Annotated in this window: 9 protein-coding genes; 7 read left to right on the top strand and 2 right to left on the bottom strand. The window is 62.7% G+C overall.

All coding sequences use genetic code 11. From position 1 onward, the window contains the following. Window positions 1-91: 91 nt before the first annotated feature. Entirely contained in the window at window positions 92-994 is a 903-nt protein-coding gene (locus H1204_RS18160; RefSeq protein ID WP_180732112.1) for a YihY/virulence factor BrkB family protein, read from the bottom strand. Window positions 995-1,435: 441 nt separating this feature from the next. Between H1204_RS18160 and H1204_RS18155 the strand changes: the two genes are divergently transcribed. The 4 genes from H1204_RS18155 to H1204_RS18140 all read left to right on the top strand — a co-directional run bounded on the left by H1204_RS18155 (window position 1,436) and on the right by H1204_RS18140 (window position 5,664). Then, the gene (locus H1204_RS18155; RefSeq protein ID WP_243468712.1) at window positions 1,436-2,464 is read left to right on the top strand and encodes a sugar ABC transporter substrate-binding protein; all 1,029 of its coding nucleotides are present in this window, start codon (window positions 1,436-1,438) and stop codon (window positions 2,462-2,464) included. Between the two features lie 133 nt (window positions 2,465-2,597). Beyond that, window positions 2,598-3,587 (top strand): ABC transporter permease, encoded by a 990-nt coding sequence (locus H1204_RS18150; RefSeq protein ID WP_091776490.1) that lies wholly within the window; start codon window positions 2,598-2,600, stop codon window positions 3,585-3,587. Between the two features lie 22 nt (window positions 3,588-3,609). After that, window positions 3,610-4,410 carry an ATP-binding cassette domain-containing protein gene (locus tag H1204_RS18145; RefSeq protein WP_180732111.1) on the top strand — a complete coding sequence of 267 codons (801 nt, stop codon included), beginning with the start codon at window positions 3,610-3,612 and terminating at the stop codon, window positions 4,408-4,410. Between the two features lie 30 nt (window positions 4,411-4,440). Next, window positions 4,441-5,664, top strand: coding sequence for an ROK family transcriptional regulator (locus tag H1204_RS18140; protein ID WP_180732110.1), 1,224 nt, complete (start codon window positions 4,441-4,443; stop codon window positions 5,662-5,664). Here H1204_RS18140 and H1204_RS18135 read toward each other — a convergent pair. Further along, window positions 5,658-8,735 carry a transglycosylase domain-containing protein gene (locus H1204_RS18135; protein WP_180732109.1) on the bottom strand — a complete coding sequence of 1,026 codons (3,078 nt, stop codon included), beginning with the start codon at window positions 8,733-8,735 and terminating at the stop codon, window positions 5,658-5,660. The genes H1204_RS18140 and H1204_RS18135 overlap by 7 nt on opposite strands. A gap of 371 nt (window positions 8,736-9,106) precedes the next feature. Here H1204_RS18135 and H1204_RS18130 point away from each other — a divergent pair, with 371 nt between their 5' ends. The 3 genes from H1204_RS18130 to H1204_RS18120 all read left to right on the top strand — a co-directional run bounded on the left by H1204_RS18130 (window position 9,107) and on the right by H1204_RS18120 (window position 12,857). Further along, entirely contained in the window at window positions 9,107-10,384 is a 1,278-nt protein-coding gene (locus tag H1204_RS18130; RefSeq protein WP_180732108.1) for an FAD-binding oxidoreductase, read from the top strand. Window positions 10,385-10,501: 117 nt separating this feature from the next. Continuing rightward, the gene (locus H1204_RS18125) at window positions 10,502-11,185 is read left to right on the top strand and encodes a TetR/AcrR family transcriptional regulator (protein WP_007746524.1); all 684 of its coding nucleotides are present in this window, start codon (window positions 10,502-10,504) and stop codon (window positions 11,183-11,185) included. 730 nt (window positions 11,186-11,915) lie between these two features. Next, the gene (locus tag H1204_RS18120) at window positions 11,916-12,857 is read left to right on the top strand and encodes an IS5 family transposase (protein WP_180732107.1); all 942 of its coding nucleotides are present in this window, start codon (window positions 11,916-11,918) and stop codon (window positions 12,855-12,857) included. Window positions 12,858-12,909 lie beyond the last annotated feature (52 nt).

Below are 12,909 nucleotides of genomic sequence, written 5' to 3'. Positions count from 1 at the left end.
ATTCAAATGATTCTAAAGTTCTCGAATTTTCTGCCGTTAACCACATCGCGCCTATTTCGCTATGGCCGCGACGTGCTTCGCTATTGCCTCTCTAGCTCGTAACAAATGGCTCCGCGGCAGGCTCTATCGGACCGGCATTGAGCCGCTCGTATTCGGCGATCAGTTGCGCGCCGAACAGCATTAGCGTGGCGAGCGCTTCGAGACTGAACAGCACGATGATGGCCGTCGTCAGCGATCCATAGACGACACTCACCTGCGATAGCGTCGCGAAGTACCACACCAGCACGCGCCGCGTGCCTTCCCACAACGCGGCGGCCGCGACTGCACCGAATAGTGCATGCCACAGCGTCGTGCGTCCTGCGGGTATCACCAGATAGATGGCCGTCAGCACGAAAATCTCGCCAGCAAGACCGAACAGATACAGCACGATGCGCGTGGCGCCCGTCAGCGAAATGACGTGACCGAACAGCACGATGCTGTCGCTCGCGACGGCCTGAAGACTGCTCGACACAAGCGTCACGAGCAGCACGCCGATACCCAGCGAAAGACTGAACAGATAAGGCAAGATCGCCGACAGCAGAAAATGCCTGCGCCGGATCGCAACGCGATGCACGAAGATGATCGACAGTGCATTCTCCAACACCGTGAACGCGAGCGAACTGAAGAAGATCATCGTGACGACGAGAAACCAGCCGATCACCGTGCGGTGCGCGAGAAAGTTGGCAAGCTCCCTGACGATCGCGCGCGACTGTCCCGGCACCAGCCATTCGAGCAGACGCGCGAGCGTATCGAGCAGCAGCTTTTCGCCGACAAAATGGCTGAACGCAATGGCCACCAGAATCAGCAGCGGCACGATGGACAGCAGCGCGTAATAGGCGATCGCGCCCGCGAGCAGCAGCCCCTGATTCTTCCGGAACGCCTTGACCACCTGCAACGCGAAGCGCGCGGGATGCGTCGCGACGAAATGCAGCGCGCGATTGCGCGTCCTGTTCACTTCAACCTCCGCTCGCGTTGTTGCGGCCGGACCTCGGGTTTACCGGAGCAAGTGGCGGTCCCGACAGGGATCGAAATCACACATCTATCGATCATTTGCCCATTACGCGAACAAAAGATGTTAATCGACAGCTTCGCCCACTCCTGATTTACCCCAATCCCGAGCCGCCGCCGCGTGCGGGCGCGACTCGTGGAAAGCCTTGTCGCACAAGGCTTTTTGGGTATTTCAACCACTTCCCCCAGCCGCGCCGCAGCAAAACCCGTCCTTGATTTTCGAGACGCTCGCTGCTGTACTAACTAAAACAAGTTGATTTAGTAAGTCCCGCGTCACCGGCGAATCCAAAGTCCGGCGAACGCACAAGAAGGCGCGATCAGCGCACAGCCAGTTGCTGAATCGACCGCTGATCACAACGTCGTTGTCAATCATCCGGAGGAGCGTCCCATGAACCCGATTTCCCGCAGGCAACTGCGCCGCGCGTCCCGCACGCAACCCGTCGTCAAGGGCATCGCCGCTGCGTGCGTCGCTGCGTCTGCGCTATGGTGCGCGAGCGCCAGTCTCGCCGCCGATCAGCCCGTCGTCGGCCTGATCACGAAGACCGACACCAACCCTTTCTTCGTCAAGATGAAGCAAGGCGCGGAATCCGCCGCGCAAAAAGACGGCGCGAAGCTGCTGACGGCCGCCGGCAAGTTCGACGGCGACAACGCGGCGCAGGTCACGGCCATCGAGAACATGATCACGGCGGGCGCGAAAGCGATCCTCATCACGCCGAGCGACACGAAGGCGATTGTGCCGAGCATCAAGAAGGCACGCGCGGCAGGCGCGCTTGTGATTGCGCTCGATACGCCGACCGACCCGCAGGAAGCCACCGACGCCCTCTTCGCCACCGACAACTTCAAGGCGGGTGTGCTGATCGGCCAGTATGCGAAGGCCTCACTCGGCGGCAAGCCCGCGAAGATCGCGACACTCGATCTCGCGCCCGGCGTGTCCGTCGGCGTGCTGCGCCACAACGGCTTTTTGCAGGGCATGGGCGTGAAGGAAGGCGATCCGTCGATCGTCTGCAGCCAGGACACGCGTGGCGACCAGTCGAAGGGCCAGACGGCGATGGAAAACTGCCTGCAGAAATCGCCCGACATCAACGTCGTCTACACGATCAACGAACCGGCCGCAGCGGGCGCGTATCGCGCGCTGAAAGCTGCCGGCAAGGACAAGAGCGTGATGATCGTGTCGATCGACGGCGGCTGTGAAGGCGTGCGCAACGTGAAGGCCGGTGCGATCGCCGCGACCTCGCAGCAGTATCCGTTGAAGATGGCCGAGCTCGGCGTGCAGGCAGGCGTCGACTACGCGAAGACGGGCAAGAAGGTCTCCGGCTATCACGACACGGGCGTCACGCTGATTACCGACAAGCCGCAAGGCGGTGTCGACAGCAAGGACACGAAGTTCGGCCTCGACAACTGTTGGGGCAACAAGTAAGCACGCAGTAACCAGGCACTAACTGAGCAGTCACGGGGACGCGCACGGCGCGCGTCTTCCGCAAGTTCTCCAGCGTGAGCGTGGCGTACGTGTACCGCGCGCAGGCCACGCATTGCTTCGAAGGAAACACATCATGTCGACTCCTACCGCCCCCGCTCACAACCATCGCCGGTTCGCGGATCATCTGCCATCGCTTGCCGAAGCGGGTCCGCTCGTCGCGCTCGTGCTCGCGTGCATCTTTTTCATCTCGCAGAGCGACCGCTTTCTGTCTTTCCAGAACCTGTCGCTAATCATGCAGCAGACGATGGTGGTCGCCGTCATCGCCATCGGTCAAACCTTGATCGTGCTGACGGGCGGCATCGATCTGTCGTGCGGGATGTTGATGGCGTTCGGCTCGATCGTGATGACGAAATTCGCCGTCGTGATGGGCGTGCCACCCGTCATTGCGATCGCTTGCGGCGTCGGTGCGAGCATGCTGTTCGGCTTGCTCAACGGTGTGCTGATTACGCGCATCAAGCTGCCCGCGTTCATCGTCACGCTCGGCACGCTGAATATCGCCTTCGCGGCCACGCAGCTCTATTCGAACGCGGAGAGCGTGTCGAATCTGCCCGACGCGATGATGTTCTTCGGCAACACCTTCAATCTCGGGCCGGCCACCGTCACCTACGGCACCGTGCTGACACTGCTGATGTATCTCGGGACATGGTTCGTATTGCGCGACACGGTGCCCGGCCGTCACCTCTACGCGCTCGGCAACAACCCGGAAGCCGCGCGCCTGATGGGCCTTTCCGCGCAACGCATCCTGATCACGGTGTACACGCTGGCGGGCGCGCTCTACGGCATCGCCGCGCTGCTCTCCGTGTCGCGCACGGGTGTCGGCGATCCGCAAGCGGGACAAACGGAGAACCTCGACAGCATCACGGCCGTGGTGCTGGGCGGTACGAGTCTGTTCGGCGGACGCGGCTCGATTGCTGGCACGCTGCTGGGCGCGTTGATTGTCGGCGTGTTCCGCAATGGCTTGACCTTGATGGGTGTGTCGTCGGTGTACCAGGTACTGATCACCGGCATTCTCGTGATTCTCGCAGTCGCCGCCGACAAGCTGTCGCGCCGTGGCGCACGTTGATCGTTATTCGAAGGAGCCTGTGATGTCGACAACCACCTCTACCACCAACGGCACGACGCCCGTTCTGCAAGCGCGCGGTCTCATCAAGCGCTACGGCCAGGTCACCGCGCTCGACGGCTGCGACTTCGAAGTGATGCCTGGCGAAATCATGGCCGTGATCGGCGATAACGGCGCGGGCAAGTCATCGCTCATCAAGGCGCTCTCGGGCGCGCTCGTGCCCGATGAAGGCGACCTGCTGCTTGACGGCAAATCCGTCAAGTTCCGCAGTCCGCTCGACGCGCGCCAGCAAGGCATCGAAACGGTCTATCAGGATCTCGCCGTAGCGCCCGCCATGAGCATCGCGGAGAACCTGTTTCTCGCGCGTGAACTGGTCAAGCCTGGCTGGCGCGGCAAGATCTTCAAGATCATCGACAAGCGCCGCATGCTCGAAGAAGCGACCAATGCGATGAAAGACCTGCAGATCGGCATCCGCTCGATGCGCCAGGCCGTCGAAACCCTCTCGGGCGGTCAGCGCCAGGGCGTCGCGGTGGCGCGCAGCGCGGCCTTCGCGCGGCACGTCGTGATTCTCGACGAACCGACGGCGGCGCTCGGCGTGAAGGAAGGCAACATGGTGCTGGAGCTGATCCGGCGCGTGCGCGATCGCGGCCTGCCCGTCATCCTGATCAGTCACAACATGCCGCATGTGTTCGAGATCGCAGACCGCATTCACATTCAGCGGCTCGGACGGCGCGCGGCGCTCGTCAACAAGAACGACATCCACATGTCGGATGCTGTCGCGATCATGACGGGCGCGAAACAGGCCGACGTGCGGGCCATCGCATGACGAACCGATACGCGTAACCGGACACCGTCGATGGATACGGGCACTCGCTCACCGCTGAAACGCACAGTCGGCTCGAACCAGGTCGGCATGCGGCAGTTCAACGAACGCATCGTGCTGCAGGCGATCCGTTTGCATGGCCCGCTGCCGAAAGCCGACGTGGGACGGCTCACGCGTCTGTCGATGCAGACCGTGTCGATGATCGTCGAGCGGTTGATCGACGACGGCCTGCTCGAAAAACAGGCGCGCGTGCGCGGACGCATCGGGCAGCCTTCCGTGCCCATCGCGTTGCGCGCGGAAGGCGCCTATACGATCGGCGTGAAGGTCGGGCGGCGCAGCCTCGATGTGCTCGCCATGGATTTTCTCGGGCGCGTGTGCTGCCGCGAAGTGCAGGAGTACGCGTATCCCGATCCGCGCACGTTGTTCCCGGCGCTCGACAGCAAGCTCGCGCGCATCAACGAGGCACTCGGCGCACGACGCGAGAAGGTGGTCGGCGTCGGCGTGGCGGCGCCGCTGTGGCTCGGCGGCTGGCGCGATTTTCTCGGCGCGCCGCGCGAAGCGCTCGATGCGTGGAACGACATCGACATCCGCGTGCGCATCGCGTCGATGACGGGCCTGCCCGTCGAGTTCGCAAAAGACACGACAGCCGCTTGCGCCGCCGAACTGGTGATGGGCCAGGGACGCGGCATCCACAACTTTTTGTATCTGTTCGTCGGTACGTTCATCGGCGGCGGACTGGTGATCGACGGACGCCTGCATGGCGGCCCGCACGACAACGCGGGCGCCGTCGGCTCGATACCGATCATGAGCGGCAACGCGCGTCAGCCTGCGCAACAGTTGCTGCACGCGGCGTCGGGCTTCGTGCTCGAAAAGCTGTTCGTCGATGCGGGCGCGCCCGCCACCGCCGCACACGATCATCGCGCGTTGTCGCCCGACTTGTGGCGGCTCACCGAGCAATGGCTCGACACCGCGTGTCCCGCGATTGCGGGCGCATTGACGAACGCGGCGGCGCTGCTCGATCTCGAAGCGGTGGTGATAGACGGCGAAGTGGACCGGCAACTGGTGCGCGAGATCATTCGCCGCACGGAGCGCGTGCTCGACAAATTCGAGTGGGAAGGCATCGTGCGCCCGCAATTGCTCGATGGCACGATCGGCTCCGACGCGCGCGCGATGGGCGGCGCGATCCTGCCGCTCTACGCGCACTTCGCGCCGATGCACGAACTCTTTCTCAAGCCCGCCACGGAAGTCGGTTATTGAGCCTTCGGCACCGTGTTTGCCGCCACTTTCGGCGTGTCTTTTGAAGCGGGTTCGTCGAGCAGCGGCTGCAACTCGGGTGCCATCGACTTCAGCAACTGCACGGCCAGCGCGCTCGTGAAGTCGTAGCGCTTCGCGTACGGTTCATGCACGACGGCCGTCAGCGTGCCGAAGAAGCGGTCGCCGATCGCGAACACAAACGTCGCCGTGCGATTGACCTTGCGCGACTCGATCAGCCTGCGCCCTTTCGCGTAGATGTTCAGACGCTGATCACCCGTCCCCGTCTTGCCGTAGACCTCCAATGTCTTGCCGTTCGGGAACGTCATGCCGCCCGCGAGGCGCTTCGCCGTTCCGCCCGCGACGACGTCGCGCAACAGCGTCTGCACGACCTGCGCAATATCGGGCGATACGGCTTCCGTGGGCTGCGGCGTCGCGCGCACGAAGCGCGTTTCATACGGCGTGCCCTTGGCGAACTCGAGTTCGGAGAGGCTTTGCGTCGGCGCCTGATTGCCCTTGTTCACGATCACGCCGATCAGCTGCGCGAGCGCCGCAGGACGATCGCCCGATGCGCCGATCGCAGCCGCATAGGACGGCGTCAGATGCGAGAACGGATAGCCGAGCGCCTGCCACGACCTGGCGATCGCATCGTACGCATGCTGCTCGACCATGCGGCGAATGCGCCGGTCCTGCGTCGCGTGATAGCGCGTCTTGAAGAGCCACTTGTACGAATCCGCGCGCACGTCACGGCTCGCGTCCATCACCTGGTTCGCGTTCGCGTCGGGATGCTCGCGCAGATAGTCGACGAGCCACAGCTCCAGCGGATGCACGCTCGAAATGTACGCGCGGTCGTTCAGATTGAACTTGTCGATGGCGTACTTCGCGTAGAGCTGCGCGAGTGCGTCGTCGGGCGGATTCGCTTTCGGCGTGTTCTTCAACGCGGCGCGCATCTGGTCGTTGAACCAGGCCTGCGGTGCGTCGGGCCGCACGCTGCGCAACACGGTCGCGATTTTCGGCGGTGACTTGCGCACGCCGCGCAGCAGGATCGCGAGCATCTCGTCCTGCGTCTTGCCGTGATACTTCGTGTAGAAGCGGTTCATGTACACGCGGCTTTCCTGATCGGCAAAGCGCGTCAGATACATGTTGCGCGTGGCGGGATCGTCGAGCCATTGCGACGACGGTCCGGACGTCCTGATCGTTTCATAGTGGACGATGTCGCGCATCATCCGCACGAACACGAGATTCACCGAATGCTGGAAAGCCTGATGTATGGTGAGGATGCGCGAGTTCTCGTCGGCTTCGAAGTTCGTGAAGGTTTGCGCGCCGCCGCCCGTGTAGAAGGTTTCGCCCGCATTGGCCGAATACTTGCGCTCGACCGACGCATCGAGCATCGCGCTCAGCGAAGGGTCCTTCGTGTGCATGAAGTAGTCGACGGCCCAGCGCGTCAACGCGTCTTCGCGCTCGGGCTTCACGGCGCGCAGTTCTTCGACGCTCATCTGCCCATAGCGCGCATGCAGATCCTGCATGATCTGCAGATACGTGATGATCGTGCGCAGCTTCGCGGTCGAGCCGAGATTCAGGCGCGCGCCGGAGTTGATATCGAACGGACGGTTCACGCTGTCCGTCTGCACGCGCAACAGGTTCGTGCCGTCGCGCTTTTCGAACAGTGTGAAGCTGAAGGCGATATTCGACGGATCGTCCTTCGGTTGGAGCATGTTGAAGCCATAGAGGCCGGCTGCCTGCGCGCCATCTTTCGTCGTCGCGGCGGCGAGCCGGTCGCTGATGTCCTGCTGGACCTTGTTGTTCATCGTCGACGTGACGCGCACATCGAGCCGGTCGAGGTCGTAAAGCGTCGACACGCCAAGCGACGACAGCAGATGGGTGCGCAGCGACGTCACCGCCTTGCGCTCGACGTACGAGCCTTCGGGCGGCGCGAGCTTCGCGCGTGTCAGTACGAGTTGTTGCGAGAGCGCGGCGTCGCGCAGTTCCGGAGTAATCACGCCGTTCGCGACAAACAGGCGCAGATAGCTTTCCGTCAGAGCATTGAGATCGTCGTTCTTGCGCAGCAGGAAGTGCGACGGCCCGCGCTGCGCGATCATCAGCGACAGCACCTGACGGAACGCAAGGCCCTGTTCGGCGAGATTGTCGGGCGTGGACGGCGCTTTCAGCACACGGTTGACTTCGGCGAAATCGCGGCCATACCACGCCGTGAGCCCGTCGCCGATACCGTTGACCTCGCCGATGCCGGGCTGCGCGGCAAGCGGCACCGAGTTCAGATAGCGCACGACGATCTGCTCGCGCGCGGGCATCGTGCGCGGGCCGTCGAGATACGCCCGCACCGACGCCGACGCGATCTGCCGCAGCTTTTCCTTCGGCGTCGCCGTGCGGCCGCCGGGCGAATGGCGGAACTTCTCGATCTGCGTGGCGAGCGTGCTGCCGCCGGGCTGCGCCTGGTTGTGGTTGAAGACCCGCAAACCCTGATCCATCAGCGCGCGGCTGAAGCGTCCCCAATCGATGGCGGGATTGCGGTTCGGCTGGTCGGGGTCGAGCAGATGGCGGTCTTCGATGAACAGCAGCGCCGACACCACCAGCGGCGGCACTGACTCGAAATCGTCATACACGCGCGCGGGAAACTGCGAGCCGAACAGGCGCGTGCCCGTCGAGTCATACAGCATCAGTCCCGCCTGGTCCTTTTCTTCGTAGGGAATGAACAGGCCGTCGTCGGCGAGCGACGCCATCCGCTCCGAATCGCGCGCCTGCGACGCAACCGAAAAGCCGCGTTCTTTCAAACGGCGTTCGAAGGATGGAATAAGCGCGTAGCCGAGGCGGATGTCGTAGGGGCCGTCGGTTGGAAAGCGGATGTTGTCGCTCGGGCCTTCGGAGACGGTAAACCCGACGTCGCGCGTCAGTTCGGACAGGTAGCGCGCCTGGAACCGCGACGTGTCCATTTCGATCTGAACAAAGCGCACGCCGAGGGCGACGGCTACGAGAAACGAGGCAAAAAAGAGCCACTTGAACCACTTCCAGGCGGATGTGGTGCCGATTGCGCGTAGCGGGAACCGTAGTGGCCGATTCATGGCGGCGTCTCCTTGCAGATGCCTGACCACATTAACCTCGACTCATGTCAGTCTAACGCGTAACAGCCGGTTGTGAGGGTCAGGTGACGCAACGACTTGATCGGGTGAGTACGGCACGCAACACAGCCGTCACACTGGCGCCACGCGGCGGCATCTTTTGCCGCCTGGCGTCGCGTTTTCCGCACCGCGGAAGAGTAAAGACGGCGCCGCTTCGATGCCGATGCAACCTCCGCGCGGCCCTTCCGCCAGCGCGGTCTCCCTGGAATACCGAATACGGCGACCGGGCGAAGTTGGGTAACATGGCCGCGCACGCCAGGCATCCCATGCCCGCCGGATTCCGGGCGACGCGACGACCCAGCCTCCTGACCCTTATGCAAACCTACTACGAAGCGACCGTCGAGCGGCCCGTGCGCCCTGCACTGGCCGGAAACCTGAGCGCGAACGTCTGCATCGTCGGCGGCGGGCTGGCGGGCCTGTCGACGGCGCTCGGACTGGCCGAGCGCGGCGTGCGCGACGTCGTCGTGGTCGAAGCGAACCAGGTTGGCTATGGCGCGTCGGGCCGCAACGGCGGCTTCGTGTTCGGCGGCTACAGTCTCGACTGCGCGGACCTGCTGAAAATTCTCGGCCCGGCGCGGGCGCGCGAACTGTACGCGCTGACGATCGACGCCGTCGACCTGATGCGCGCGCGCATCCAGCGCTACGCGATCGCCTGCGATGCGACGGACGCGGGCGTGATTCTCGCAAACTGGTTCGACGACTCGTCGCGCCTCGACGGCCAGCGCCGTCTGATGAAGGACACGTTCGGCGTCGAATGGGAGCCGCTTGGCGCCACGGAACTCGCCGCGCGGCTGAAGACCACGCGTTATCACGGCGGGCTGTTCGAGCGCAATGCGTTTCACTTTCATCCGCTGAAGTACGTGCTGGGTGTCGCGCGCGCGGCGGAAGCGGCCGGTGTGCGGATCGTCGAGCAGTCGCCTGTCGCGTCGCTGCGCAGGCAAGGCAGCGGGTACGTGGTCGGGACGGCGCAAGGATCGATCGACGCCCGGCACGTCGTGATGGCGGGCGGCGGTTATGCGCGCAACGTGTACCGGCGCGTCGAGCGCGCCGTCCTGCCGATCGCAACCTACGTGATGGCGACCGAGCCGCTCGGCGCGCGGCTCACCGATGCAATCGACTGCCATTGCGCCGTCTATGACACGCGCTTCGCGTTCGACTACTACCGGCCATTGCCTGACACGCGCATTCTGTGGGGCGGACGCATCTCGATCCTGGAGCGCGAGCCCGAGGCGATTGCGCGGCTGCTGCGCCGCGATCTGCTGAAGGTGTATCCGCAGTTGCGCGACGTGCGTATCGACCACGCGTGGGGCGGCCTGATGAGCTACGCGCGGCACAAGATGCCGCAGATTGGCCAGAGCGCGGACGGCGTCTGGTACGCAGTCGGCTTCGGCGGACATGGGATGGCGCCGACCACGGTGTCGGGCGAACTGCTTGCCGCGGCGATCGCAGGCGAGCGGCCCGTGCCTGACGCGTTCGCGGCGTTCGGCCTTACGCACACATTCGGCGCGCTGGGCCTCGCCGCCGCGCAGCTGACATACACGGCGATGCAGACGCGCGATGCGCTCGCGGACCGATCGCGGCGCTCGGGCTGAGCCCTTCTGGCAGCGTGGCCGCAGCGTGCGCGCAGGGATGCTGGACATGCCGCCAGGCCGTGCTGGCGGGTGATTTCGGCATGCTAGAATGAAACGTCATCGCCGCCGGAACACACAATGAAAAAGGGAAGCCGAGCTATCGCGCCCGAGCACAACGAGACCCCGAACGAACCCTCCGAACCACGGCGCAAATACGATCCCGAAGAGACGAAGCGCAACATCCTCGAGGTGGCCACGCAGGAGTTTTCGTCGATGGGACTCACGGGTGCGCGGGTCGACGCGATTGCGGAGCGCACCAACACGACGAAGCGCATGCTGTACTACTACTTCGGCAGCAAGGAAGGGTTGTATGAGGCCGTGCTCGAGAAGGTGTATGGCGATATTCGCGCGCTCGAACAGGATCTGAAGGTCAGCGATATGAGCCCTGTGGATGGGCTGCGCAGTCTCGTTGAGTTTACGTTTGATTATCATGATAAACATCGCGACTTCGTGCGTCTCGTGACTATCGAGAATATTCACGGGGCGAAGTATATCGAGCAGGTCAAGACCTTCAAGAATCGTAATGCGACTGTGATTCATACTATTGAAGATCTGCTTGCGAGGGGGGTTGCTTCAGGCGATTTTCGCGATGATATCGATCCGATTGATCTGCATCTGTTGATCAGTTCGTTGTGCTTTCATCGGATTGCCAATCGGCATACTTTTGGGAATGCGTTTGGGCGGGATCCTTCTCATTCGAGGCTCAGGGCAAGGCATCGGGCTATGATTGTTGATGCTACCTTGAGGTTTGTTAAGAGGTAGTTGGGGTTTTTGCCTGCGGCGCTGTTGAGTAGTCTTGCTTCTGCGCTGGCATCCGTTATTTGTTTTCGCGCTTCATGCATTGACGTTCGGTGTTTTGGTCTTTGCGCTGGCATCCGCGATGCGTTAGCGTGCTTCACGCGTCGCCCCTGTGCGGGGCAGCACCTACTTTTCTTTGCCGCCGCAAAGAAAAGTAGGCAAAAGAAAGCGGCTAACACCGCCAACATTTCTTCTTGCCTGAGGGCCCCCAACCGGTCCCTCACTTCACACGGCAACCTGCTTGTTCCGCGTTCGTTGCCAACGCTCCAAGCCAGCGCATCACCCGCTTCACGCACCCGCATTGCGGCACGCCACGCCAGATATTTCGCCGCCGCCCAGGTGGCAAACTGTGTGTAGGCCCCTTGTGCTCCACACGCCTCACTCCGGACCGATGGCGCGCGCATGCCACCATGTAAGAGCGCCAAGCTGTACGACGCGACAACCTACACACAGTTTGCCACCTGGGCGGCACATACCATTCGCTGCCGCCTGCCCTTGAGCGGGCGTTTGAAGTGGGTGAGGCGGTCATTCGAAGCGTTGGCAACGAACGCGAACAGAAATGCTGCCGTGTGAAGCGTAAGACCCTTTGGGGGCCCTTAGGCAAACACAAAAGCTGGGGAATCTCTGCAAAAGGTCCTGGCATTGCCGTGAGGGTTGACTATCCTGGAAGCAGGATAGTTAAAGGAGTTGCGTGATGACACAGCTTGGTCTTGGCCTGGATCTGTCAACGAAGCGTACCCGCAAGCGCGAGTTTCTCGACGAGATGACTCGCGTGGTGCCGTGGCAGAAACTGATCGCGCTCATCGAGCCACACTATCCCAAAGGCAAGACCGGGCGGCCACCGTTTCCGATCCAGACGATGCTGCGCATTCACTTCCTGCAGCAGTGGTTCAGTCTCTCGGACCCGGCCATGGAGGAGGCGCTACACGACATCCCGCTGTATCGGGAGTTCGCGCTGCTGGGCACGGGCATGACGCGGCTGCCAGACGAAAGCACGATCCTGCGGTTCCGCCACCTGCTTGAGGCCCATGAACTGTCGGCCAGAATACTGGCGACGGTCAACGAGATCCTGCAGGCGAAAGGCCTGATGCTCAAGGTGGGCTCAGCGGTCGATGCGACGCTGATTTCGGCACCCAATTCGACGAAGAAGCCCGGCACGCGAGACCCGGAGATGCGTCAGACGCAAAAAGGCGGCAGCTGGTACTTCGGCATGAAGGCACATATCGGAGTCGATGTGGAGTCGGGGCTGGTGCATACCGTGAAGTGCACGCCGGCGAACGTTCATGACATCACGGTGGCGCATGAACTGTTGCATGGCAAAGAGAAGGTTGCGTTTGCCGATGCGGGCTATGTGGGCATCGAGAAGCGAGGCGAAACGGGTACGGTCCAGTGGTACGTCGCGATGAGACCGGGCAAGCGAAACAAGCTGGACAAGAAAAAGCGGCTGGACAGGATCTACAACAAGATCGAGCGGCTCAAGGCGGGCGTGAGAGCGAAGGTGGAGCACCCGTTTCGCGTACTGAAATGCCAGTTTGGATATCTGAAGGCGAGGTATCGGGGGCTGGCAAAGAACACGGCGCAGATCGAAACGCAGTTCGCGCTGGCCAATCTCTGGATGGCGCGCAAGATGCTGTGAAGCGGTGCAACGAAGGAAGAAAATGCGCCGCAGAGCACAGCGCCGGCGAGCA

The organism is Paraburkholderia sp. PGU19 (assembly GCF_013426915.1).
Classification (GTDB): Bacteria; Pseudomonadota; Gammaproteobacteria; order Burkholderiales; family Burkholderiaceae; genus Paraburkholderia.
Note: the sequence above shows the minus strand (reverse complement) of the source record. Positions and strands in the feature narration are given on the sequence as shown.